Here is a 25,630-nt window from a genome sequence, read left to right on the forward strand (position 1 = left end):
CTCAGCCCGGTGGGAGAGGGAACTTAAATCAAAAACTTTTCTCTGTCGGCTGCCAGGTGCAGAAGTCTTCGTTCGCCACCAGCAGCAACTGAGAGCCTTCCGGCGCCTCAAGCCATGCCACGCTCACTTCCATAGACGAATGCCGCTGACGGCGCTGAATGTGTTCGGTTGCCCAGGATTCAAGCTCAGGCTTTACGGTCTGCCCTTCGCAGGTGGTCACCGTGCCATCGGCATGCCAGCGCCCCTGGCGCAGCACCACGCGGCCCTGACGCAGCGCGTCGCTGGTCTGACGGAGCTGTTCGGCGCGGTAGCGGTAAAGGGCGACCTGATCGCTGGAAAGCTGCTGTTTCAACCCGCTGACTTCATGCTGCATAAAGCTCAGCTCGCCGTGGTCGTCGAAACGCACCTTCACGTGTTCGGGGGTCTTGCTGTAGATGTTCAGTTCAATCAGCGACAGCGCATCGCCCTGCCAGCGGTACTCTGCGGTCGAGGTGTTGCCGTTATGCCACGGGCTGAACGCGGTAAGCATATGGACTTCATCGCTGGAATCTTTGCGCCAGATCCTGACCGCGCCCTGGTTGTCAGCATAGCCGCTGGCGGTAAACGGGGGGAGTGAGGAATCATGGCTACAGGCAGACAGCAACAGTACGCCTGCCAGCGCGAGCGTGCCACGCCAGAATGACAAAAGGGGCGTTGCCGCCCCTTCGTTAAAACTGTTCACTGCCACGCGTCTTACTTAACTGCGTCTTTCAGTGCTTTACCAGAAACAAATGCCGGCACGTTAGCTGCGGCGATTTTGATTTCTTTACCGGTCTGCGGGTTGCGGCCAGTACGCTCAGCGCGGTGGTTCACTTTGAAGGTACCGAAACCAACCAGTTGTACAGCATCGCCTTCTTTCAGAGACTCAGTAATAGCAGCCAGGGTAGATTCCAGAGCAGCTTTAGCCTGCACTTTAGACAGATCAGCCTTGTCCGCAATTACATCAATCAGTTGAGTCTTGTTCATAAGTTATCCTTTCAATGTGTTTATCGCTTGCTAAGCATCGAGTGCGACGAAAATGCCAAAAAAGCACTCTCCTGCATACACGCACCGATAGCCACTTTTTTTCGCCCCCCAAATGTAGACCAGACGGGGGGCAGAAGGGAAGAGTCGAGGTGCGACAAAACAGGCGTTAAATCACGTTTTGTTGTCTCATTGGTTAAAAATTATACCAATATTGCTCTCACCGGCCTCACGCAGGTCCGCGCGCAGCCCTTTGATCAGCTCAATATCACGCTCTTCACACTCTGCCAGCAGGCGGAAAATCTCCCACTGAATGTCCCATTCCTGTTCAACCGCCGGGTTAGCACGCAGCTCTTCGTCGGTCATTTCGCGGCCTTCCTGCGTCATTTCCAGCATCGCGACGGTCGTGATGGATGCCTTACTGACTTCAATGGCGTGCTCCAGCGTTTCACCGCTCAGACGGGAGTGGATCAGCTCGCTCAACGCCACGCAGGCGTCGATAGCCGGATAAACGCCGTACAGGTCGTAATCGTCCGCCGCCGGGATCGCCTCTTCCAGCTTTTCGAGCTGTGAATCGAAGTTCACCTTTGCGTCTTTCACCGTCAGCGTCTCCCAGATCAAATCCAGGATACGTCGATAAATCTGGCCTTCGCCAAACTCCGTTTGCTTACAGAACGCGGCATAGTTGGGATACATGCGCTCGCACAGGCAAGCCATAAACGTCACGTGCTGCCAGCTTTCCAGCTTCTCAAGGCGCAGATGAATCGGGTTTTGTAACATGATGATGTCTCGAATCGAAAATTAGCCGCAGTTTACCTGAATCACGGCTGAATTTCCTGCCAACGAATGAATGCCGGACGTGAAGAGGCAACGGCGTCAGCCCAGCGGGTTGGCTCCGGTAACCGGTAGCCCTTCATGCAGCGCTGCACCCACGCCAGCGCGCTGTCCATGCTCACCCGATGCCCGGTGGCGATAAACAGCGGATTACAGCGCGCTTTACTGCGCCAGACCCACGCCAACTGCTCGCCTTTATGGATAAGCGGCGCCAGCGCGCCCGGTTCGGCAGAGAGCGGCTCAAACGCGCCGCACAGGCGTTTTTTCGCCACGCCGATGGTCGGCACGTCCACCAGCAGACCAAAGTGGCTGGCGACGCCTAAGCGACGCGGATGGGAGATACCGTGCCCGTCAACAAACAGGAGGTCAGGTTTTTGCGAGAGTTGCTCCCACGCGGCCAGCAGCGCGGGGTATTCGCGGAAGGAGAGAAAGCCGGGAATATAGGGCATGGTGGTGGCGATACGCGCCACCTTGTACTCCACCAGCTCCAGCGACGGGTATTTCAGAACCACCATCGCCGCCCGCGTCACTTCACCGCCCTGCTCGAACCCGACGTCCGCCCCGCCAATGTACTGCGGGGGATCCTTATCCAGACGATCCTCGCGGATCACCGATGAAGCCAGTTCGATTTGCTGAGCGCGTAGCGACGCGAGATCCATAACCACTCCTTACTTGTGATACTGGGCAGAAAGCCGATGCACCGCCTCCACAAATACGCCTGCGTGTTCAGGCGGCACATCCTGATGAATGCCGTGGCCGAGGTTAAAGACGTGGCCTTCACCCTGGCCGAAACCAGACAGTATAGTCGACACTTCCTCTTCGATGCGGGCAGGCTGAGCATAGAGCATGGACGGATCCATGTTGCCCTGTAGCGCCACTTTGTCGCCCACGCGACGGCGCGCATCGGCAATATCGGTGGTCCAGTCGAGGCCCAGCGCGTCGCAGCCGGTGGCCGCCATCGCTTCCAGCCACTGGCCGCCACCTTTGGTGAACAGCGTCACCGGCACGCGGCGACCTTCGTTTTCACGCAGCAGGCCGTCAACGATTTTGTGCATGTAGTACAGGGAGAACTGCTGATAATCGCGCCCGGTCAGCACGCCGCCCCAGGTATCGAAAATCATCACAGACTGTGCACCCGCCTTAATCTGCGCATTCAGGTAGAGGGTAACGCTCTTCGCCAGCTTGTCGAGCAGCGCATGCAAAGCCAGCGGCTCGGCGTACATCATCTTTTTAATCAGGGTGAAGGCTTTGCTGCTGCCCCCCTCCACCATATAGGTTGCCAGCGTCCACGGGCTGCCGGAGAAGCCAATCAGCGGCACTTCCCCTTTCAGCTCGCGGCGAATGGTGCGGACGGCGGTCATCACGTAGCCCAGCTCGCCTTCCGGATCGGGGATCGGCAGCTTATCGACGTCGGCTTTGCTTTTGATCGGCGAGGTAAAGCGCGGGCCCTCGCCGGTTTCGAAATAGAGCCCCAGGCCCATCGCGTCCGGAATGGTAAGAATGTCCGAAAAGAGAATGGCGGCATCCAGCGGGAAGCGGCGCAGCGGCTGGAGCGTCACTTCACAGGCCAGCTCGGCGTTTTTGCACAGCGACATAAAATCGCCCGCCTGCGCGCGCGTGGCTTTGTACTCTGGCAGATAGCGTCCCGCCTGGCGCATCATCCACACCGGGGTGACATCAACGGGCTGGCGCAGCAGCGCACGCAGATAACGATCGTTCTTCAGTTCGGTCATTTTGCAGTTCCTTATTGCGTCAGTCCGTCAGTGTAACACTACTCATACTCGGCCCGACACATTGCCACGGTATCTTCTATCAGGCGACGCGCCACCGTTCCCGGAGGGGGTAACAGCGGTAAATTGTCGTAGCGGTACCAGTTCGCCTCCAGCAGCTCTTTCGGATCGATAACAATCTCGCCGCTGTCATATTCCGCCATAAACGCGGTCATCAGAGACATCGGGAACGGCCACGGCTGGGAGGTCACGTAGCGCAGGTTCTTCACCTTGATGCTGCTCTCCTCCATCACCTCGCGCGCCACCGCCTGCTCCAGCGTTTCGCCGACTTCGACGAACCCGGCGAGGACGGTATGAATGCCGTTGCGATGACGGGTATGCTGCGCCAGCAGGATGGAATCATCACGGCGGATGGCGACGATGATGCACGGCGCGATTTGGGGGTAGTAGCGTTCACGGCAGTGGCCGCAGAGCAGCGCCCATTCGGTTTTGCTTGGGTGCATGGTGTGGCCGCAGTAACCGCAATATTTGTGCGAACGGTAAAACTCCGCCAGCTGCACGCCCCGCCCCGCCAACTGGAACAGGCCGACGTCAAGATCTAACACCTGACGTACGGATCCCATATCCTGACGGCGCGCCTGTTGGATCAACCACACGGGATCGCCCTGCCACTCGCCGATCTTCAGCGCGGACTGGCCCACCAGATCGAACGTTTCCGCGGCACCGTAGGGCAACTCTCCTGAGGGCAGCCATAATTTTTGTTCGTGGCTGACGATCCACCAACCCAGATCTGATTTTTCAATAATACGATCCATATCTATTGCACTACCTTCGCTTCACTGACATGTTGTTAGCATTGTGGTTACATTTTGGATAAGCAGATCCCATTCTAAACCTTATGGAGTCGACCATGTTAAACCAGCTGGAAAGCCTGACTGAGCGCGTTGGAGGAAGTAACACCCTGGTGGATCGCTGGCTACATGTGCGCAAGCATCTCCTTGTGGCGTATTACAATCTGGTCGGTCTTAAGCCTGGCAAAGAATCCTTTATGCGGCTGAACGAAAAAGCGCTGGATGATTTTTGTCAGAGCCTTGTCGACTACCTCTCCGACGGCCATTTCAACATTTATGAACGCATTATCCGCGAAATGGAAGGGACAACGCCGTATTTAGCGGCCAGCAAACTCTGTCCGCAGCTGGAAGCCAATACCCAGCAGATCATGGACTATTACGATTCCACACTCGAGAACGCCATCGATCACGATAACTATCTTGAGTTCCAGCAGGCGCTGTCCGACCTGGGCGAAGCGCTGGAAGAGCGATTCACGCTGGAAGATAAGCTCATCGCCCTCGTACTGGATAACAACCTGAATATCAGCAGCAGCGATAACGTTGCGCGCCCTGCTTGAGTTCTTAACCGTTAACGAGTAATTTACAACCAGTCGCCCCTCTGCGGAGGGGGATTTTTCTTGTCGGAGTGCCCAGTGTGTAAGCACGGGCTGAGACCGTTAATTCGGGATCCGCGGAACCTGATCAGGTTAATACCTGCGAAGGGAACAAGAGTCACGCTGCTGTTGTATCGCCCCTGGGGCGATCTCCTCTTGCTTCATCCGTCGTCTGACAAGCCATGTCCTTCACTTCTGGAATGAGCTATGTCTACAACAAAACTGACCCGCCGCGAACAGCGTGCACAGGCCCAACACTTCATCGACACTCTGGAAGGCACCGCTTTCCCGAACTCGAAACGCATCTACATCACCGGTTCACAGGCCGATATCCGCGTGCCGATGCGCGAAATCCAGCTCAGCCCGACGCTTATCGGCGGCAGCAAAGAGAACCCCCAGTATGAAGACAACGAAGCCGTGCCGGTGTATGACACCTCCGGCCCATACGGCGATCCTGATGTTGCTATCAACGTGCAGCAAGGTCTGGCAAAGCTGCGCCAGCCGTGGATTGAGGCGCGTAACGACTGCGAAGAACTGAGCGTACGCAGTTCTGCGTACACCAAAGAACGCCTGGCCGACGACGGCCTGGACGCGCTGCGCTTTAACGGCCTGCTGACGCCAAAACGCGCCAGAGCGGGCAAATGCGTCACCCAGCTGCACTACGCGCGCCAGGGTATCGTCACGCCGGAGATGGAGTTCATCGCCATCCGCGAAAACATGGGGCGCGAGCGCATCCGCAGCGAAATATTGCGCCACCAGCATCCGGGTGAAGGCTTTGGCGCTCGCCTGCCGGAGAACATCACGCCGGAGTTTGTGCGTGACGAAGTGGCCGCCGGGCGCGCGATTATCCCCGCCAACATCAACCACCCGGAATCGGAGCCGATGATTATCGGCCGCAACTTCCTGGTGAAGGTCAACGCCAATATCGGCAACTCTGCCGTCACCTCGTCCATCGAAGAAGAGGTGGAAAAGCTGGTCTGGTCCACGCGCTGGGGCGCGGACACGGTGATGGACCTCTCCACTGGCCGCTACATCCACGAAACCCGCGAGTGGATCCTGCGTAACAGCCCGGTGCCGATCGGCACCGTCCCGATTTACCAGGCGCTGGAGAAGGTCAACGGCATTGCTGAAAACCTCACCTGGGAAGCGTTCCGCGACACGCTGCTGGAGCAGGCGGAACAGGGCGTGGACTACTTCACCATCCACGCGGGCGTGCTGCTGCGCTACGTGCCGATGACGGCGAAACGTCTGACCGGCATCGTCTCGCGGGGTGGCTCCATCATGGCGAAATGGTGCCTGTCCCATCATCAGGAAAACTTCCTTTACGAGCACTTCCGCGAGATCTGCGAGATCTGCGCCGCGTACGACGTCTCCCTGTCGCTGGGCGACGGCCTGCGTCCTGGCTCCATCCGCGACGCCAACGACGAGGCGCAGTTTGCCGAGCTGCACACCCTGGGCGAGCTGACTAAAATCGCCTGGGAGTATGACGTGCAGGTGATGATTGAAGGCCCGGGCCACGTGCCGATGCAGATGATCCGCCGCAACATGACCGAGGAGCTGGAGCACTGCCACGAAGCGCCGTTCTACACTCTGGGGCCATTGACCACGGACATCGCACCGGGCTACGACCACTTCACCTCCGGGATTGGCGCGGCGATGATCGGCTGGTTTGGCTGCGCCATGCTCTGCTACGTGACGCCGAAAGAGCACCTCGGCCTGCCCAACAAAGAGGACGTAAAGCAGGGACTGATTACCTATAAAATTGCCGCCCACGCGGCAGATCTGGCGAAAGGCCATCCGGGCGCGCAAATCCGCGATAACGCCATGTCCAAAGCGCGCTTTGAATTCCGCTGGGAAGACCAGTTCAACCTGGCGCTGGATCCGTTCACCGCCCGCGCCTACCACGACGAAACCCTGCCCCAGGAGTCGGGCAAAGTCGCGCACTTCTGTTCCATGTGCGGGCCAAAATTCTGCTCGATGAAAATCAGCCAGGAGGTGCGGGATTACGCCGCCGCGCAGACCATTGAAGTCGGTATGGCGGACATGTCGGAAACCTTCCGCGCCAGAGGCGGCGAAATTTACCTCAAAAAAGAGGAGGCGTAATGTACAAGCCCGATTTCCCCTCCGTGCCCTTTCGCTTAGGACTTTATCCGGTGGTGGACAGCGTGGAGTGGATCGCCCGCCTGCTGGAGGCCGGTGTTCGCACCCTCCAGCTGCGCATCAAAGATAAGCGTGATGAAGAGGTGGAGGCCGACGTCGTCGCCGCCATCGCGCTGGGGCATCGCTACAATGCCCGCCTGTTTATCAACGACTACTGGCGGCTGGCCGTTAAGCACCGGGCGTACGGCGTGCATTTGGGTCAGGAGGATCTGGAAACCACCGATCTGAACGCCATTCGCCAGGCTGGCCTGCGCCTTGGCGTTTCAACACACGATGATATGGAAATCGACGTGGCGCTGGCGGCCCGCCCCTCCTACATCGCCCTCGGTCACGTTTTTCCGACGCAAACCAAGCAGATGCCTTCTGCCCCGCAGGGTCTGACGCAGCTGGCGAGCCACGTTAAGCGCCTTGCCGATTACCCGACCGTCGCCATCGGTGGAATCAGCCTTGAACGCGCCCCGGCGGTGCTGGAGACCGGCGTCGGCAGTATCGCCGTCGTCAGCGCTATCACCCAGGCGGCAGACTGGCGGTCCGCCACCGCGCAGCTTTTACAGCTGGCAGGAGCAGGCGATGAATGACCGCGATTTTATGCGCTACAGCCGCCAGATCCTGCTGGAGGATATTGCCATTGACGGGCAGCAAAAGCTGCTCGCCAGCCGGGTACTGATTGTCGGCCTGGGCGGATTAGGCGCGCCCGCCGCGCTGTATCTGGCCGGTGCGGGCGTGGGCACGCTGGTGCTGGCCGATGACGACGAGGTGCACCTCAGCAACCTGCAACGGCAAATCCTCTTCACGACTGAAGATGTTAACCAGCCTAAAGCGCAGATCACCCGGCAGCGGCTTAACCAGCTTAATCCGGATATCGAACTGATTGCGCTCCAGACGCGGCTTAGCGGAGACGAGCTGCAACGTGAAGTTGCCCTTGCCGACGCGGTGCTGGACTGCACGGACAACATGGCGACGCGTCAGGCCATCAACGCGGCCTGTGTTGCACAGAACACGCCGCTGATCACCGCCAGCGCGGTCGGTTTCGGCGGGCAGATAATGGTGCTTACGCCGCCGTGGGCGCAGGGCTGTTACCGCTGCCTGTGGCCGGACGAGGCTGAACCGGAGCGTAACTGCCGCACGGCAGGCATTCTTGGCCCGGTGGTGGGCGTGATGGGTACCCTTCAGGCGCTGGAGGCCATCAAGCTGCTCAGCGGCATGGAGACGGAACGCAACACGCTCCGGCTGTTCGACGCCCGCTCCAGCGGCTGGCGCCATCTGGCACTACACCGCGCCAGCCACTGCCCGGTATGCGGAGGCCACGATGCGCATTCTGTTTAACGATGAGCCGATGACGTGCGACGACGGTCTCACCGTTGCCGCCCTGCTCGACAAATTGCGCCAGCTCAAGCCGGGAACGGCGCTGGCGCTCAATCAACAGATCCTGCCGCGCGAGCAGTGGGAACTTCAGCAGGTCAATGAAGGCGACCAGATCCTGCTGTTTCAGGTTATCGCAGGGGGCTGAGATGTTACGTATTGCTGATAAAGTCTTTGATTCACATCTGTTTACCGGAACCGGCAAATTCGCCTCGCCGCAGCTAATGGTGGATGCTATTCGTGAAAGCGGCAGCCAGCTGGTGACGCTGGCAATGAAGCGCGTGGATCTGCGCCAGCACAACGATGCCATACTTGCGCCGCTCCTGGAGGCAGGCGTGACGCTCTTACCAAACACTTCCGGAGCGAAAACGGCCGAGGAGGCGATTTTCGCGGCACAGCTGGCGCGGGAAGCGCTCGGCACCCGCTGGCTGAAGCTGGAAATTCACCCGGATGCCCGCTGGCTGCTGCCCGACCCGATCGAGACCCTGAAAGCCGCAGAAAAGCTGGTGCAGCAGGGGTTTACCGTTCTGCCTTACTGCGGCGCGGATCCCGTGCTGTGTAAGCGTCTGGAAGAGGTCGGCTGCGCCGCCGTCATGCCGCTGGGGGCGCCCATTGGCTCCAATCAGGGGCTGGAAACCCGCGCGATGCTGGAGATCATCATCGAGCAGGCGACCGTGCCGGTGGTGGTGGATGCGGGGATCGGCGTGCCCAGCCATGCCGCGCAGGCGCTGGAAATGGGTGCCGACGCGGTGCTGGTGAATACCGCCATTGCGGTGGCCGACGACCCGGCCAGGATGGCGCGTGCGTTTCGTCTCGCCGTGGAGGCTGGCGTGCTGGCCAGAGAGTCCGGCCCCGGCTCGCGCAGTTTTCAGGCACAGGCCACCAGCCCGCTGACCGGTTTTCTGGAGGCGATCTCATGAGCACGTTTACCGAGCGCTGGCGCGAGCTTAACTGGGACGATATTGCCCTGCGCATCAACAGCAAAACGGCGGCTGACGTGGAGCGCGCGCTGAATGCCCATCATCTGAACCGGGAGGATTTAATGGCCCTGCTCTCTCCGGCGGCCAGCGCCTACCTTGAACCGATGGCGCAGCGCGCCCAGCGCCTCACCCGGCAGCGGTTTGGCAACACGGTGAGCTTCTACGTCCCGCTCTATCTTTCGAACCTGTGCGCCAACGACTGTACCTACTGTGGTTTTTCCATGAGCAACCGCATCAAGCGGAAAACGCTCGATGAAGAGGAGATCGCACGCGAGTGTGCTGCTATTCGTGAAATGGGGTTCGAACATCTTCTGCTGGTCACGGGCGAGCATCAGGGGAAAGTGGGAATGGACTATTTCCGCCAGCATCTGCCTGCGATACGTCGGGAGTTTGCGTCGTTGCAGATGGAGGTTCAGCCCCTGTCGCAGGACGAGTATGCGGAGTTAAAAACGCTCGGGCTGGACGGCGTGATGGTCTATCAGGAAACCTACCACGAGGCGACGTACGCGCGGCATCACCTGAAAGGGAAGAAGCAGGATTTTTTCTTCCGGCTGGAAACGCCGGACAGGCTGGGCCGCGCCGGGATCGACAAAATCGGGCTGGGTGCGCTAATTGGGCTTTCCGACAGCTGGCGGGTAGATTGCTACATGGTGGCAGAACATCTGCTGTGGCTGCAACAGCACTACTGGCAGACCCGATACTCCATCTCCTTCCCACGCCTGCGCCCCTGCGCAGGCGGCATTGAACCGGCTTCGCTGATGGATGAACGCCAGCTGGTGCAGACCATCTGCGCGTTTCGCCTGCTCGCCCCGGAAGTGGAGTTATCGCTCTCAACGCGTGAATCCCCGGCGTTTCGCGATCGCGTCATCCCGCTGGCGATTAACAACGTCAGCGCATTTTCCAAAACGCAGCCGGGCGGGTATGCAGACGATCATCCGGAGCTGGAGCAGTTTGCACCGCATGACGGACGGCGTCCTGAAGCCGTTGCCGCCGCCCTGACGGCACAGGGTTTACAGCCTGTCTGGAAAGACTGGGACAGCTGGCTGGGAAGAGCCTCGCAATGACGATGTAACGCACTGCAACACGGTAGAAAATTATCGAGGCGTTACGGAAAGGTAAAACCGGATGATTGTCAGCGATCGTCCGGTTTTTTATTGTCATCAGGTCAGCAACGGACGCTGACCAGGGCGAAAAGCTTCTTCCTCGTTTCGCCCTGCCTCCGATTTCGTGCATAAGAGGGGCGCAAAAGTATGGATAAGGAATTTCTTAGTGATTCTTAAGATAAATCATCTCGCCTGAAATCGTGTTCCGTATAATTCACCGCTAACCGCAGGACAGCGACTATGCTGAGAGGATATCGGCAGACGAAAAATATTCACCATCAGGATCGATGTACAACTCATGGCACTTCACAGCAAAAAGCTCTCTTTCACCCGACCCATTATGCTCAGCTTCGCGGGGATTCTGTGCAGTTTTGCGCTGATCGCGGTCGTGGTAACTCTTTCACAACGAAAGGATTTCCTTGAGGACTATCATAAGATTAATGGCAATTTCACCCATAACCTTGCGGTGAACTACACCGAGTCAATCCTGCGTGAAAACGATTATATCCTGGGCCGCTCCGCGATGTATTTTGCACGCGATGACAGGCTAAACGAGACCCTCAACGTCAACCCGACGCAAGGGCTGCAGATGATGATGCATTTGCAAAACCTGATGCCGACCGTGTCATCCATCTCGCTGGCAGACACGCAGGGACATTATCTGCGCGCGCCGGAAGTGCTCCAGACGGAAAAGAGTAAAACCTTCGATCCCCGGACGCGTCCGTGGTTTGTCGCCCATGCTGAAGCCAGTATATTCAGCCACTACACCCGTCCCTATATGGACTATTTCAACGGTCATCCGACGGTCACACTCTATAAACCGTTGATTTCACCAGAAGGTCGACTTAAAGGTACGATTGCGTTTCATCTCGACTTAACGTCAATGGGCTATACCCTGCGTCAGATGGTCGCCCCTGTTCAGGGGGAATTCTTCGTCGTCGAACGCGATGGCGCCGTCGTGCTGCACCCTGATACGGGCGTGCTTTTCAAACAGTACGTCAGCGAAGCGCTGATGGATAAAATGACCAGCGGCGAAGGCCACCTTTACGATAAGAAAACCGACGCCTGGTATTACTACTACTCATTTACCAATCCGGACTGGTTTGTCATCTACAGGGTCTCTGGCGCAACGCTTACCGATATCACCCGACACGAAACGACGATCGTAGGCTGGGGTTTCGCGCTGGCGGCCATCATTATCATTCTCTTCGGCCTCTATCTGCGTCATGCCTCGCGTACCGTGTTGATGACCATTATCAATGCGATCAAAACGGGCGATGTGAGCCAGGCGCCGCGTCTGGAAGCGATGCTGAGCCGCACCATTCAGTCCAATAAAGAGCGTGAGATGGCGTATGTTCGTCAGGCCACTCACGATGCGCTGACCGGTTGCAAAAACCGCCGTGCGTTCGATAACGATGTGGAGGAATTATTAAATACCCACCAGCCTTTCGCGATGGCGCTGGTTGATATTGATAACTTCAAGTCAATTAACGACACGTGGGGACACCTGAGCGGCGACATTGTCCTGCGTAACGTGGCGCGCGAGGGGATCAAGATAATGCAGCCCCACCACGTCTCGGTCTATCGCTACGGTGGTGAAGAGTTCGCGGTAATTTTCCAGGCCGAGCAGATCGCTGCCGCATTTTCATTGCTTGACGCATGGCGCACCGCCGTTGCAAGACGCGCATGGCGGGAAGAAAATCTGTACGTCACGTTCAGCGCGGGTCTGGGTGAATGGCATTTCGAACCGCTGGAACAATTTGTAGGTAGCGTTGATAACGCGCTCTACAGTGCTAAAAAGCAGGGAAAAAACCGTATTGTTCGCACTGCCGTCGGCTGACTTTCTCTCTTACTCGAAGAATTGTAACCGGTTTCAGAAAAATGCCGCTTTCTTTGTGATGCCTGACACACAATCGCGGTAAAGCGGTTGTTGAAGCTCTCTGCGCAGGATAATTATCAATAAACACATGTAGATCGAGGCTGATTATGAAGAACATCGTTTTATGCTGTGCAGCGGGAATGTCAACCAGCATGCTGGTTCAACGTATGAAAGATGCCGCGCAGAAAAAAGGGGTTGAAGTCACCATTAAAGCCGTTCCGGTTGCGGAGTTTAAAGACAATATCGCGACGGCCGACATCGTATTACTGGGGCCACAGGTCAAATACGAGCAGGCTAAACTGCAGGCACAGGCCGACCCGCTGGGTAAAAAGGTCGCGGTGATCGACATGATGGATTACGGCATGATGAAAGGCGATGCCGTACTGGAAAAAGCGCTTAAACTGCTGGAGTCATAATGGAAGACTTAGAAACCACAATCATGGAACTGCTGGTCAACGCCGGTGCGGCCCGCAGTGCGGCCCTGACGGCTCTGCAGATGGCGCGTAAAGGTGAGTTTGACGAAGCTGAAAAAGCGATGGAAGAATCCCGCGAATATGTGAAGCACGCGCATACGATCCAGACGCAGCTTATTGGACTTGACGAAGGGACCGGGAAACTGCCGGTTAACCTGATCACCGTTCATTCTCAGGACCACCTGATGAACGCGATGGTTATTCAGGATCTGGCGGGCGATATGATTGAGCTTTATCGACGCATCCCGCTAGTGAATTGAAGAAATGCAGATATAAAAAAACCCGCCGAGGCGGGTTTTTTATTTACGGCATCAACGATTACTCGTTGTCGGAACCGCCCAGACCTGCGTTCAGCAGTTCTGCCAGGCTCGCGGATGCATCTTCAGCAGTAACCTGCGGTGCAGCTGGCAGTTCGCCCGCTGCGCGACGACGCATACGATCCTGATGGTACGCATAACCGGTACCGGCAGGGATCAGACGACCCACGATGACGTTCTCTTTCAGACCGCGCAGTTCATCACGTTTACCAGCAACAGCGGCTTCGGTCAGGACACGAGTCGTTTCCTGGAACGATGCTGCGGAGATGAAGGACTCGGTTGCCAGAGACGCTTTGGTGATACCCAGCAGATCGCGTGCGAAGGTCGCACCGATTTTGCCGTTCGCTTCCAGATCGCGGTTAGCGATCTTAACGCGTGAGTATTCAACCTGCTCGCCTTCCAGGAAGTCGGAGCTGCCCGCGTTTTCGATGGTTGCTTTACGCAGCATCTGACGAACGATAACTTCGATGTGCTTATCGTTAATCTTAACGCCCTGCAGGCGGTATACGTCCTGTACTTCGTTAACAATGTAACGAGTAACAGCATGCACACCACGCAGACGCAGGATGTCGTGCGGCGCTTCTGGACCGTCGGAAACCACGTCACCACGTTCTACACGTTCGCCTTCGAACACGTTGAGCTGACGCCACTTAGGAATCATCTCTTCGTACGGCTCGCTGCCATCTACTGGTGTGATAACCAGACGGCGCTTACCTTTAGTCTCTTTACCGAAGGAGATGATCCCGCTGATTTCAGCCAGGATTGCAGGCTCTTTCGGACGACGAGCTTCGAACAGGTCCGCAACGCGTGGCAGACCACCGGTGATGTCCTTGGTACCGCCGGATTCCTGAGGAATACGCGCCAGGGTGTCACCAGAGCTGATCTGTACGCCATCTTCCAGCTGTACAATCGCTTTACCTGGCAGGAAGTACTGCGCAGGCATATCGGTACCCGGGATCAGAACGTCGTTACCCTGAGCATCAACGATTTTCAGTGCAGGACGCAGATCTTTACCACCGGTAGTACGTTCAGCAGAATCCAGAACCACCAGAGAAGACAGACCGGTCAGCTCGTCGGTCTGACGAGTAATGGTCTGGCCGTCGATCATGTCAGTAAAGCGGATGAAACCACTTACTTCGGTGATAACCGGCATGGTGTGTGGATCCCAGTTTGCAACGGTTTCACCGCCGGCAACCTGCTCGCCATCACCTTTCGCCATAACCGCACCGTAAGGCACTTTATAGCTCTCTTTGGTACGACCGAATTCGTCGATCAGCTTCAGCTCGGTGTTACGAGAGGTCACAACCAGCTTGCCTGCGGAGTTAACAACAGACTTCGCGTTGCTGAGCTTGATGCTACCTTTGTTTTTCACCTGAATGCTGGATTCAGCAGCCGCACGAGATGCCGCACCACCGATGTGGAACGTACGCATCGTCAGCTGTGTACCCGGCTCACCGATGGACTGTGCCGCGATAACGCCGATGGCTTCACCTTTGTTGATGATGTGGCCACGCGCCAGGTCACGACCGTAGCAGTGTGCACACACACCAAAGTCGGTGTCACAGGATACAACGGAACGCACTTTCACAGAGTCAACAGAGTTCGCTTCCAGCAGGTCACACCACTGTTCGTGCAGTAGGGTGTTGCGTGGAACCAGAATGTCTGCGGTGCCCGGCTTCAGAATGTCTTCCGCGGTCACACGACCCAGTACGCGATCGCGCAGCGGCTCTTTAACATCACCACCCTCGATAACCGGGGTCATGGTGATACCTTCGAGGGTGCCACAATCGTCTTCGGTCACAACCAGATCCTGCGCAACGTCAACCAGACGACGCGTCAGATAACCGGAGTTCGCTGTCTTCAGTGCGGTATCCGCCAGACCTTTACGCGCACCGTGCGTGGAGATGAAGTACTGGAGTACGTTCAGACCTTCACGGAAGTTCGCGGTGATTGGCGTTTCGATGATGGAGCCATCTGGCTTCGCCATCAGACCACGCATACCTGCCAGCTGACGAATCTGTGCTGCAGAACCACGCGCACCGGAGTCGGCCATCATGTAGATGCTGTTGAAGGAAACCTGCTGCTCTTCGACGCCGTCACGGTTAATCACGGTTTCGGTTTGCAGGTTATCCATCATCGCTTTGGATACACGATCGTTCGCCGCTGCCCAGATATCGATAACTTTGTTGTAGCGTTCGCCCGCGGTTACCAGACCAGACTGGAACTGCTCCTGGATCTCAGCAACTTCAGCTTCCGCTTCAGAGATGATCTCGTGTTTCTTCTCTGGGATGACCATGTCATCGATACCAACAGATGCACCTGAACGCGCTGCATAAGCAAAGCCGGTGTACATAGTCTGGTCAGCGAAGATAACGGTCGGCTTCAGACCCAGAATGCGGTAACAGGTGTTCAGCATTTTGGAGATCGCTTTCTTGCCCAGCGCCTGGTTGACGATGGAGAAAGGCAGACCTTTCGGTACGATCATCCACAGAATGGCACGGCCAATGGTCGTGTCTTTCAGGCTGGTCTTCGCAACGAATTCGCCGTTTGCATCTTTTTCGTATTCGGTGATACGCACTTTAACGCGCGCATGCAGAGAGGCCAGGCCAGCGCGATAAATACGCTCAGCTTCTTTAGGGCCAGTCAGCACCATGCCTTCGCCTTTGGCGTTAACACAGTCACGGGTCATGTAGTACAGACCCAATACAACGTCCTGAGAAGGAACGATAATTGGTTCACCGTTCGCTGGAGACAGGATGTTGTTGGTAGACATCATCAGCGCACGCGCTTCGAGCTGGGCTTCCAGCGTCAGCGGTACGTGAACAGCCATCTGGTCACCATCGAAGTCGGCGTTATAGGCCGCACAAACCAGCGGGTGCAGCTGGATAGCTTTACCTTCGATCAGAACTGGCTCAAATGCCTGGATACCCAGACGGTGCAGGGTTGGTGCACGGTTCAGCAGTACCGGGTGTTCGCGGATAACTTCGTCCAGGATATCCCAAACGACAGCTTCTTCACGCTCAACCATTTTCTTAGCGGCTTTGATGGTGGTGGCCAGGCCACGCAGCTCCAGCTTGCCGTAGATGAACGGTTTGAACAGCTCCAGTGCCATTTTCTTCGGCAGACCGCACTGATGCAGACGCAGGTATGGACCTACGGTGATTACAGAACGACCGGAGTAGTCAACACGCTTACCGAGCAGGTTCTGACGGAAACGACCCTGCTTACCTTTGATCATGTCGGCCAAAGATTTCAGAGGACGCTTGTTAGAACCGGTGATCGCACGACCGCGACGACCGTTATCCAGCAGGGCATCTACCGCTTCCTGCAGCATACGTTTTTCGTTGCGTACGATGATGTCCGGCGCAGCCAGATCCAGCAGACGTTTCAGACGGTTGTTACGGTTGATAACGCGACGATACAGATCGTTCAGATCGGACGTTGCGAAACGACCACCATCCAGCGGAACCAGCGGACGCAGATCTGGCGGCAGAACCGGCAGAACGGTCAGGATCATCCACTCTGGTTTGTTACCAGACTGAACGAACGCTTCCAGCAGTTTGATACGCTTGGTCAGCTTTTTACGCTTGGTTTCGGAGTTGGTTTCGTTCAGCTCTTCACGCAGCTGCTCGCACTCCTGCTCCAGATCCATGCTCTTCAGCAGGGCCTGAATAGCTTCCGCACCCATCTTCGCGTCGAATTCGTCACCGAACTCTTCCAGCGCGTCCAGATACTGCTCTTCAGTCAGGATCTGGTGACGTTCCAGGTTCGTCATCCCGCCTTCGATAACTACATAAGATTCGAAGTACAGAACACGTTCGATATCGCGCAGCGGCATATCCAGCAGCAGACCGATACGGGACGGCAGAGATTTCAGGAACCAGATGTGAGCAGTTGGAGACGCCAGCTCGATGTGGCCCATACGCTCACGGCGTACTTTAGTCTGGGTCACTTCAACGCCGCACTTCTCACAGATCACACCGCGGTGTTTCAGGCGCTTGTACTTACCGCACAGGCACTCGTAGTCTTTTACTGGCCCGAAAATACGCGCACAGAAAAGGCCGTCACGCTCAGGTTTGAACGTACGGTAGTTGATGGTTTCCGGCTTTTTAACTTCACCGAAAGACCATGAACGGATCATGTCTGGCGAAGCCAGAGCAATTTTGATCGCATCAAACTCTTCGGTTTTAGTCTGCGCTTTCAGAAACTTTAATAAATCTTTCACGGATTTGCTCCCGTCGGAGTTAGCACAATCCGGTGCCGGGGGTTAACCCGGCACCAGTGACCTGTTTGAGCGAGAATTACTCGTCTTCCAGTTCGATGTTGATACCCAGCGAACGAATCTCTTTCAACAGTACGTTGAAGGATTCTGGCATGCCTGGTTCCATCTGATGGTTGCCGTCCACGATGTTTTTATACATCTTGGTACGACCGTTCACGTCATCAGACTTAACGGTGAGCATTTCCTGCAGGGTGTATGCCGCGCCGTATGCTTCCAGCGCCCACACTTCCATCTCCCCGAAGCGCTGACCACCGAACTGTGCCTTACCACCCAGCGGCTGCTGAGTAACCAGGCTGTAAGAACCGGTAGAACGAGCGTGCATCTTGTCGTCGACCAGGTGGTTCAGTTTCAGCATGTACATATAACCTACGGTTACTGGACGCTCAAACTGTTCACCGGTACGGCCGTCAAACAGCGTAATCTGACCAGACGTTGGCAGACCACCCAGTTGCAGCAGCTCTTTAATTTCAGCTTCTTTTGCACCGTCGAATACCGGCGTTGCAATTGGCATACCTTTGCGCAGGTTCTCTGCCAGACGCAGTACTTCTTCATCGCTGAAGGTGTTCAGGTCGACTTTCTGACGCACGTCGGTACCCAGATCGTAGGCACGCTGGATGAATTCGCGCAGTTTCGCGACTTCCTGCTGCTGTTTCAGCATGGCGTTAATCTTGTCGCCAATACCTTTCGCAGCCATACCCAGGTGAGTTTCCAGGATCTGACCAATGTTCATACGAGACGGTACGCCCAGTGGGTTCAGTACGATATCTACCGGCGTACCGTTAGCATCGTGCGGCATATCTTCGATCGGGTTGATCTTAGAGATAACACCCTTGTTACCGTGACGACCTGCCATCTTATCACCAGGCTGGATCTGACGTTTAACGGCCAGATACACCTTAACAATCTTCAGCACGCCTGGTGCCAGATCGTCGCCCTGAGTGATTTTGCGGCGTTTCGCTTCGAGTTTTTTCTCGAACTCGTGTTTCAGTTCGTCATACTGCTCAGCCAGCTGTTCCAGCTGATTTTGTTTCTCTTCGTCGGTCAGGCCGAGTTCCAGCCAGCGATCGCGTGGCAGTTTGTCGAGCTTCTCAGCTTCAACGCCACCGGCAACCAGTACCGCATAGATACGGCTGAACAGACCTGCTTCGAGGATCTGCAGTTCTTCAGACAGATCTTTCTTAGCCTGTTTGAGCTGCATCTCTTCGATTTCCAGCGCACGCTTATCTTTCTCAACGCCATCACGAGTGAAGACCTGAACGTCGATAACCGTACCGGAAACACCGTTTGGTACGCGCAGAGAAGAGTCTTTAACGTCAGACGCTTTCTCACCGAAGATAGCACGCAGCAGTTTCTCTTCTGGGGTCAGCTGGGTTTCACCTTTCGGCGTCACCTTACCTACCAGAATGTCGCCGCCGGTCACTTCCGCACCGATGTAAACAATACCGGATTCATCCAGCTTGGAGAGCGCAGCTTCACCCACGTTAGGGATGTCGGCAGTGATCTCTTCTGGCCCCAGCTTGGTGTCACGGGACACACAGGCCAGTTCCTGAATGTGGATGGTGGTGAAACGATCTTCCTGAACCACACGCTCGGAGACGAGGATGGAGTCTTCGAAGTTGTAACCGTTCCACGGCATGAACGCTACGCGCATGTTCTGACCGAGCGCCAGTTCACCGAGGTCGGTGGACGGACCGTCTGCCAGCACGTCGCCGCGCTCAACTGGCTCACCCAGAGATACGCAAGGCATCTGGTTGATACAGGTGTTCTGGTTAGAACGGGTGTATTTGGTCAGGTTGTAGATGTCGATACCCGCTTCGCCCGGATACATCTCGTCTTCGTTAACTTTGATAACGATACGGGATGCGTCAACGTACTGAACGGTACCGCCACGCTTAGCAACTGCAGTAACACCGGAGTCAACGGCAACAGCACGTTCCATACCGGTACCAACCAGCGGCTTATCAGCACGCAGAGTTGGAACGGCCTGACGTTGCATGTTCGCACCCATCAATGCACGGTTGGCGTCATCGTGTTCCAGGAACGGGATCAGGGACGCACCGACGGATACCACCTGCTGGGTGGATACGTCCATGTAGTCAACCTGGTCGCGGCTGAACAAGCTGGATTCGCCTTTGCTACGGCAGGTAACCAGATCTTCTACAAAGTGGCCCTCGTCATCCAGGTTGGAGTTCGCCTGAGCGATAACGTAGTTGCCTTCTTCGATAGCAGACAGGTAATGAATTTCGTCGGTAACCACACCGTCGGTCACTTTACGATACGGGGTCTCAAGGAAACCGTATTCGTTTGTCTGTGCGTACACGGACAGGGAGTTGATCAGACCGATGTTTGGACCTTCAGGCGTTTCGATTGGACATACGCGACCGTAGTGAGTCGGGTGTACGTCTCGAACCTCAAAGCCTGCACGTTCACGGGTCAGACCGCCTGGGCCGAGTGCAGAGATACGACGTTTGTGCGTGATCTCAGACAGCGGGTTGTTCTGGTCCATGAACTGGGACAGCTGGCTGGAACCAAAGAACTCTTTCACTGCTGCAGAAATCGGCTTGGCGTTGATCATATCCTGAGGCATCAGGGTATCCAGATCGCCCAGAGACAGACGCTCTTTCACCGCACGCTCTACACGTACCAGGCCAACGCGGAACTGGTTTTCCGCCATTTCGCCTACGGAACGGATACGACGGTTGCCGAGGTGGTCGATATCGTCCACTTCGCCTTTACCGTTACGGATATCGATGAGCTTCTTCATCACTTCGATGATGTCGTCTTTGCTCAGGATACCGGAACCTTCAATCTCGTCGCGCAGCAGAGAACGGTTGAACTTCATACGACCAACCGCGGACAGATCGTAGCGGTCTTCGGAGAAGAACAGGTTCTCGAACAGGCTTTCAGCCGCTTCGCGAGTTGGTGGCTCACCAGGACGCATCATGCGGTAGATTTCTACCAGCGCGCTCAGACGATCGTTGGTTGGGTCGACGCGTACAGTCTCAGAGATGTACGGACCGTGGTCCAGATCGTTGGTGAACAGCGTTTCGATACGTTTGTGACCAGACTGGCTCAACTTAGCCAGCAGATCCAGGCTCAGCTCCATGTTCGCCGGGCAGATCAGCTCGCCAGTTGATTCATCAACGTAATCTTTCGCGGCTACTTTTCCTGCAATGTATTCAACCGGAACTTCGATGTGTTTGATATCATCTTTTTCCAGCTGGCGGATGTGGCGCGCGGTGATACGGCGACCTTTTTCCACATACACTTTGCCGTCGGCTTCGATGTCGAACGACGCGGTCTCACCACGCAGACGTTCCGGCACCAGCTCCATCTGCAGCTTGTTGTCGCGGATTTCAAAGATCACTTTCTCAAAGAACAGGTCCAGGATCTGCTCAGTGGTATAGTTCAGTGCACGCAGAATGATGGTTGCAGGCAGTTTACGACGACGGTCGATACGGACAAACAGGTTGTCTTTTGGATCGAACTCGAAGTCCAGCCATGAACCACGGTAAGGAATGATGCGTGCGTTATACAGTACTTTACCGGAAGAGTGTGTTTTACCTTTATCGCTGTCGAAGAAGACGCCCGGGCTACGATGCAGCTGGGAAACGATAACACGCTCAGTACCGTTGATAACGAAAGTACCGTTGTCCGTCATGAGTGGAATCTCACCCATGTAGACTTCTTGTTCTTTAATGTCTTTTACGGTGCCTTCCGGCGCTTCGCGCTCGTAGATCACCAGACGCAGTTTTACGCGCAGCGGTGCGGAATAGGTCACGCCACGGATCTGACATTCCTGAACGTCAAACACCGGTTCGCCAAGGCGGTAGCTGACGTACTGCAGCTCGGAGTTACCGCTGTAGCTCTGAATCGGGAACACGGAACGGAAGGCTGCTTCCAGACCGTACTGCCCTTCAGGATCTTGCTCGATAAACTTCTGGAACGAGTCAAGCTGGATAGAAAGGAGATATGGAATGTCCAGAACTTGTGGACGTTTACCAAAATCCTTACGAATACGTTTTTTCTCGGTATAGGAGTAAACCATAGGGTTCCTCAGCTCGCTGACAAGTCGACCCATCTGTCCGACGAAGGGACAGTTTGTGCAACACCATTTTGTGGACCGGAAAATTGAATACTTTCCGCAATACCTGTTGCTATCACGCTTAAACCATTTCATTGCGATTTACACAGAGCGAGCACCCTGTCGCAGTATATTAAGTCGTCGATAGAAACAAGCATTGTCAGGACAATCAGCAGTCAAACAGTGTGAAATGCTACTGATGCCTTACAGCGCAAAAAGGCTGGTGACTAAAAAGTCACCAGCCATCAGCCTAATTGCTTAGGCTGCAACCAGAAAAGTTGGCTTATTTAACTTCAACTTCAGCGCCAGCTTCTTCCAGAGATTTTTTCAGTGCTTCTGCGTCGTCTTTGCTCACGCCTTCTTTCAGCGCAGCTGGAGCAGATTCTACCAGGTCTTTAGCTTCTTTCAGACCCAGGCCAGTTGCGCCACGTACTGCTTTGATAACAGCAACTTTGTTCGCGCCAGCAGCTTTCAGAATTACGTCGAATTCAGTTTTTTCTTCAGCAGCTTCAGCCGGGCCAGCAGCTACAGCTACAGCAGCAGCAGCAGAAACACCGAATTTTTCTTCCATTGCAGATACCAGCTCTACAACGTCCATTACGGACATAGCTGCAACTGCTTCAATGATTTGATCTTTAGTGATAGACATTTAAATTGTTCCTGAAAATCAGAATAAGTTTATACGTAAGCAAATGCTTTATAAAGATAACTGCGATTAAGCAGCTTCTTTCGCATCGCGTACAGCAGCCAGAGTGCGAACCAGTTTGCCAGCCGCAGCTTCTTTCATGGTTGCCATCAGGCGTGCAATTGCTTCTTCGTAGGTCGGCAGGGTTGCCAGGCGATCGATTTGCGATGCCGGGATCAACTCACCTTCAAAGGCTGCAGCTTTGACCTCAAATTTTGCATTCGCTTTCGCGAACTCTTTGAACAGACGAGCAGCAGCGCCCGGGTGTTCCATAGAGTATGCAATCAGGGTCGGACCAACAAACGTGTCTTTCAGGCACTCGAACTGAGTACCTTCAACTACGCGACGCAGCAGGGTGTTACGAACAACACGCATGTATACGCCAGCTTCACGACCTGCTTTACGCAGTTCAGTCATTTTGTCTACAGTTACGCCACGGGAATCCGCAACTACTGCAGACAGCGCGCCTTTGGCTACTTCGCTGACTTCAGCAACAATCGCTTGTTTGTCTTGAAGATTTAAAGCCATTAGCTTTGCTCCTGGATGTTTGCCGGAACTCATGTTCCGGAACTCACTTCACTCAACCCAACGGGAAGAGCGTCTTAATACGGTGAGCAGAAACAAGCCAGAGTATTAAAAATAATCTTAGCGTTCTGTCACCGTCTACGCAGGGGATTAAGTTTCTTGCGAAACACCTGCGGTCTTCGACGGAGGCCTGGATAGGCCAGGCTCCAACGAACAAATCTTTTAGCCGCTAACTTTCGTTAGCAAACGTGGGGGTAAGATTGTAGACAAAATCACCGCCCACGTAAAGGCATTAGTTTGCAGCAGCGCTCAGGCCAGCCTGGTCAACTGCAACACCTGCACCCATGGTGGTGGAGATGCTAACTTTCTTGATGTACACGCCTTTCGCCTGAGTTGGTTTAGCTTTTTTCAGCGCAACCAGCAGAGCTTCCAGGTTTTCTTTCAGTTTGTCAGCGTCAAAGTCCACTTTACCGATGGTGGTGTGGATGATGCCGTTTTTGTCGTTACGGTAACGAACCTGACCTGCTTTAGCGTTCTTAACCGCTTCAGCAACGTTAGGAGTTACAGTACCCACTTTCGGGTTTGGCATCAGGCCGCGTGGACCCAGAACCTGGCCCAGCTGGCCAACAACGCGCATTGCATCTGGAGAAGCAATAACAACGTCAAAGTTCATTTCGCCTTTCTTGATCTGATCAGCCAGATCTTCCATACCTACCAGTTCAGCGCCGGCAGCTTTAGCAGCTTCAGCGTTTGCACCCTGAGCAAATACAGCTACGCGAACGGAACGGCCAGTACCGTGTGGCAGTACAGTTGCGCCACGAACGTTCTGATCGGATTTACGAGCATCGATGCCCAGGTTAACGGCAACGTCAACGCTTTCAACGAACTTAGCAGTCGCCAGTTCTTTCAGCAGAGCAATAGCTTCGTTGATGTCGTACTGTTTGGTCGCATCAACTTTGTCACGGATCACGGACATGCGCTTGGTCAGTTTAGCCATTTCTTAGTCCTCCACTACCAGGCCCATGGAACGTGCAGTACCTTCGATGGAGCGAGTCATCGCTTCAATGTCGGCACCAGTCATGTCGGCAGCTTTGGTCTGCGCGATTTCCTGCAGCTGAGCGCGGGAAATTTTACCCACTTTGTCTTTGTTCGGTTTACCGGAACCAGACTTGATACCAGCCGCTTTCTTCAGCAGAACTGCTGCTGGAGGGGTTTTGGTAACGAAAGTGAAAGAACGGTCAGCGTAAACAGTGATTACGACTGGGATTGGCAGACCTTTTTCCAGGGATTCCGTTTTTGCGTTGAACGCTTTACAGAATTCCATGATGTTCACACCCTGCTGACCCAGAGCTGGACCAACTGGTGGACTTGGGTTCGCCATACCAGCTGCAACCTGCAGCTTGACGTAGGCTTGTACTTTCTTAGCCATTCTAAAATCCTCTGATTGGGTAATAGCGCCTCAGGGAGGCTCCCCGTGAATAAAATTCGTTTTACGGGCCGGGACCCATAAAAACAAAAGGCGCGAAATTGTATTCCAATCCCGCGCCTTGTGCAACGATTAAATCGTCGCTTTTTTGATCGCTGCTTAGGCTTTTTCTACCTGGGCAAAGTCCAGCTCTACCGGGGTCGCACGACCGAAGATAGAAACAGAAACTTTCAGGCGGGACTTCTCATAGTCCACTTCTTCAACCACGCCATTAAAGTCAGCAAACGGACCGTCATTAACACGAACCATTTCACCCGGTTCAAACAGCGTTTTCGGACGCGGCTTATCACCCACCTGCTGCAGGCGGTTCATAATCGCATCAACTTCTTTGTCGCTGATTGGCGCCGGACGGTCAGACGTGCCGCCGATAAAGCCCATCACACGCGGCACGCTGCGCACCAGGTGCCAGCTCGCGTCGTTCATAACCATCTGAACCAGCACGTAACCCGGGAAGAATTTGCGCTCGCTTTTGCGACGCTGGCCGCCACGGATCTCAACCACTTCTTCGGTCGGAACCATAACTTCGCCAAACAACTCTTCCATGTTGTGTAATTTGATATGCTCACGCAGCGACGTTGCTACGCGGCCTTCAAAACCGGAAAACGCCTGAACGACGTACCAGCGCTTTTTAGGGGCTTCAGACATCTCAGAACCTCAGGCCAGTGATAAAGGATACCAGGCGAACCAGAATACCATCCAGTCCCCACAGGATCAGTGACATTACAGCGGTAACCGCCGCTACGATCAGCGTGGTGTGCAATGTTTCCTGGCGAGTCGGCCAAATGACCTTGCGGACTTCGGTACGCGCTTCGCGGGCAAACGCAACGGTCGCTTTGCCTTTTGTCGTCAACAGCGCGACACCACCCGCCGCAGCAATCAGAATTACCACTGCAAGCGCGCGTAGCGGCAGCATCATGTCACGATAAAGATAGTTGCCGACAATCGCCACAATCAGCAGCACGGCTACAACTACCCATTTCATCGCTTCCAGGCCGCGCCCGCTCCCTTGAGCTTCGGTATTCGCACTCATAAACCAACCTGTCAGAAGTATTCTACAAACATTTTCACCCCGCGAGTGCGAGGCAAACCAATCGAAATGCTATTCGCTTTTCGTATTATACGCTCTCCGCAGAGCCTGTCTCAGCAATGATTATGACAAAATTAATCACTGATGAGCCAGGTTCTGATGTGAAAGCGTGCAAAAAGGGCATCAAATGATGCCCTTTTATTGCGCATTGCGTCAAATGTTATCAGCGATTAGCCGAGAACTTTAGCAACAACGCC

General features: G+C 55.2%; 24 protein-coding genes and 1 riboswitch. Of the genes, 10 read left to right on the plus strand and 14 right to left on the minus strand.

Annotated features, from left to right (window positions below):
• Positions 1-28 precede the first annotated feature (28 nt).
• The 6 genes from IM273_RS19990 to nudC form a co-directional block, all read right to left on the minus strand.
• Complete coding sequence (locus IM273_RS19990; protein WP_028015109.1) at positions 29-721, minus strand: DUF1481 domain-containing protein; 693 nt, start codon at positions 719-721, stop codon at positions 29-31.
• Positions 722-732: 11 nt separating this feature from the next.
• On the minus strand, positions 733-1,005 hold the full coding sequence (gene hupA, locus IM273_RS19995; RefSeq protein ID WP_002445246.1) for a nucleoid-associated protein HU-alpha: 273 nt from the start codon (positions 1,003-1,005) through the stop codon (positions 733-735).
• Positions 1,006-1,191: 186 nt separating this feature from the next.
• On the minus strand, positions 1,192-1,782 hold the full coding sequence (locus tag IM273_RS20000; protein ID WP_022646712.1) for a YjaG family protein: 591 nt from the start codon (positions 1,780-1,782) through the stop codon (positions 1,192-1,194).
• Positions 1,783-1,823: 41 nt separating this feature from the next.
• Positions 1,824-2,495 (minus strand): deoxyribonuclease V, encoded by a 672-nt coding sequence (gene nfi / locus IM273_RS20005; RefSeq protein ID WP_010425928.1) that lies wholly within the window; start codon positions 2,493-2,495, stop codon positions 1,824-1,826.
• 9 nt (positions 2,496-2,504) lie between these two features.
• Positions 2,505-3,569 (minus strand): uroporphyrinogen decarboxylase, encoded by a 1,065-nt coding sequence (hemE, locus tag IM273_RS20010; protein WP_193051709.1) that lies wholly within the window; start codon positions 3,567-3,569, stop codon positions 2,505-2,507.
• Between the two features lie 38 nt (positions 3,570-3,607).
• Positions 3,608-4,381, minus strand: a complete 774-nt coding sequence (gene nudC, locus IM273_RS20015; RefSeq protein WP_088204570.1) for an NAD(+) diphosphatase — start codon at positions 4,379-4,381, stop codon at positions 3,608-3,610.
• Positions 4,382-4,476: 95 nt separating this feature from the next.
• Here nudC and IM273_RS20020 point away from each other — a divergent pair, with 95 nt between their 5' ends.
• The 10 genes from IM273_RS20020 to IM273_RS20065 all read left to right on the plus strand — a co-directional run bounded on the left by IM273_RS20020 (position 4,477) and on the right by IM273_RS20065 (position 13,227).
• Positions 4,477-4,974, plus strand: a complete 498-nt coding sequence (locus tag IM273_RS20020; protein ID WP_028015105.1) for an Rsd/AlgQ family anti-sigma factor — start codon at positions 4,477-4,479, stop codon at positions 4,972-4,974.
• Positions 4,975-5,028: 54 nt separating this feature from the next.
• Positions 5,029-5,138, plus strand: a riboswitch (TPP riboswitch).
• Between the two features lie 79 nt (positions 5,139-5,217).
• Positions 5,218-7,113 carry a phosphomethylpyrimidine synthase ThiC gene (gene thiC / locus IM273_RS20025; protein WP_193051708.1) on the plus strand — a complete coding sequence of 632 codons (1,896 nt, stop codon included), beginning with the start codon at positions 5,218-5,220 and terminating at the stop codon, positions 7,111-7,113.
• Positions 7,113-7,748 carry a thiamine phosphate synthase gene (thiE, locus tag IM273_RS20030; protein ID WP_063943221.1) on the plus strand — a complete coding sequence of 212 codons (636 nt, stop codon included), beginning with the start codon at positions 7,113-7,115 and terminating at the stop codon, positions 7,746-7,748. Before thiC ends, thiE begins: the two co-directional genes overlap by 1 nt.
• The gene (locus tag IM273_RS20035; protein WP_028015102.1) at positions 7,741-8,496 is read left to right on the plus strand and encodes a HesA/MoeB/ThiF family protein; all 756 of its coding nucleotides are present in this window, start codon (positions 7,741-7,743) and stop codon (positions 8,494-8,496) included. Before thiE ends, IM273_RS20035 begins: the two co-directional genes overlap by 8 nt.
• On the plus strand, positions 8,480-8,680 hold the full coding sequence (gene thiS, locus IM273_RS20040; protein WP_028015101.1) for a sulfur carrier protein ThiS: 201 nt from the start codon (positions 8,480-8,482) through the stop codon (positions 8,678-8,680). The genes IM273_RS20035 and thiS overlap by 17 nt, the downstream gene beginning before the upstream one ends.
• Position 8,681: 1 nt before the next feature.
• Entirely contained in the window at positions 8,682-9,452 is a 771-nt protein-coding gene (gene thiG / locus IM273_RS20045; protein WP_193051707.1) for a thiazole synthase, read from the plus strand.
• A complete protein-coding gene (gene thiH, locus IM273_RS20050) occupies positions 9,449-10,576 on the plus strand; it encodes a 2-iminoacetate synthase ThiH (protein ID WP_193051706.1) in 1,128 nt (375 codons plus the stop codon). Before thiG ends, thiH begins: the two co-directional genes overlap by 4 nt.
• A 337-nt stretch (positions 10,577-10,913) precedes the next feature.
• The gene (locus IM273_RS20055; RefSeq protein WP_193051705.1) at positions 10,914-12,455 is read left to right on the plus strand and encodes a sensor domain-containing diguanylate cyclase; all 1,542 of its coding nucleotides are present in this window, start codon (positions 10,914-10,916) and stop codon (positions 12,453-12,455) included.
• 146 nt (positions 12,456-12,601) lie between these two features.
• A complete protein-coding gene (locus IM273_RS20060) occupies positions 12,602-12,910 on the plus strand; it encodes a PTS sugar transporter subunit IIB (protein WP_010425948.1) in 309 nt (102 codons plus the stop codon).
• Positions 12,910-13,227 carry a PTS lactose/cellobiose transporter subunit IIA gene (locus IM273_RS20065; protein ID WP_008503455.1) on the plus strand — a complete coding sequence of 106 codons (318 nt, stop codon included), beginning with the start codon at positions 12,910-12,912 and terminating at the stop codon, positions 13,225-13,227. The genes IM273_RS20060 and IM273_RS20065 overlap by 1 nt, the downstream gene beginning before the upstream one ends.
• 58 nt (positions 13,228-13,285) lie before the next feature.
• Here the strand turns inward: IM273_RS20065 and rpoC are convergent, their stop codons facing one another.
• The 8 genes from rpoC to secE all read right to left on the minus strand — a co-directional run bounded on the left by rpoC (position 13,286) and on the right by secE (position 25,376).
• Positions 13,286-17,509, minus strand: coding sequence for a DNA-directed RNA polymerase subunit beta' (rpoC, locus tag IM273_RS20070; protein ID WP_028015097.1), 4,224 nt, complete (start codon positions 17,507-17,509; stop codon positions 13,286-13,288).
• A gap of 76 nt (positions 17,510-17,585) precedes the next feature.
• Positions 17,586-21,614 (minus strand): DNA-directed RNA polymerase subunit beta, encoded by a 4,029-nt coding sequence (gene rpoB, locus IM273_RS20075; protein WP_015569976.1) that lies wholly within the window; start codon positions 21,612-21,614, stop codon positions 17,586-17,588.
• Positions 21,615-21,933: 319 nt separating this feature from the next.
• Positions 21,934-22,299 carry a 50S ribosomal protein L7/L12 gene (gene rplL / locus IM273_RS20080; RefSeq protein WP_002445276.1) on the minus strand — a complete coding sequence of 122 codons (366 nt, stop codon included), beginning with the start codon at positions 22,297-22,299 and terminating at the stop codon, positions 21,934-21,936.
• Positions 22,300-22,365: 66 nt separating this feature from the next.
• Positions 22,366-22,863, minus strand: a complete 498-nt coding sequence (gene rplJ, locus IM273_RS20085) for a 50S ribosomal protein L10 (protein WP_003862338.1) — start codon at positions 22,861-22,863, stop codon at positions 22,366-22,368.
• A 289-nt stretch (positions 22,864-23,152) separates the two neighbouring features.
• On the minus strand, positions 23,153-23,857 hold the full coding sequence (gene rplA, locus IM273_RS20090; protein WP_006810530.1) for a 50S ribosomal protein L1: 705 nt from the start codon (positions 23,855-23,857) through the stop codon (positions 23,153-23,155).
• Positions 23,858-23,860: 3 nt separating this feature from the next.
• Positions 23,861-24,289, minus strand: a complete 429-nt coding sequence (rplK, locus tag IM273_RS20095) for a 50S ribosomal protein L11 (protein WP_008503452.1) — start codon at positions 24,287-24,289, stop codon at positions 23,861-23,863.
• 156 nt (positions 24,290-24,445) lie between these two features.
• A complete protein-coding gene (gene nusG / locus IM273_RS20100) occupies positions 24,446-24,991 on the minus strand; it encodes a transcription termination/antitermination protein NusG (protein ID WP_003862341.1) in 546 nt (181 codons plus the stop codon).
• Position 24,992: 1 nt separating this feature from the next.
• Positions 24,993-25,376 carry a preprotein translocase subunit SecE gene (secE, locus tag IM273_RS20105; RefSeq protein WP_003862342.1) on the minus strand — a complete coding sequence of 128 codons (384 nt, stop codon included), beginning with the start codon at positions 25,374-25,376 and terminating at the stop codon, positions 24,993-24,995.
• Positions 25,377-25,630 lie beyond the last annotated feature (254 nt).

The organism is Enterobacter cloacae complex sp. P13B, from assembly GCF_014895915.1.
In the GTDB taxonomy this organism is placed as follows: domain Bacteria; phylum Pseudomonadota; class Gammaproteobacteria; order Enterobacterales; family Enterobacteriaceae; genus Enterobacter; species Enterobacter bugandensis.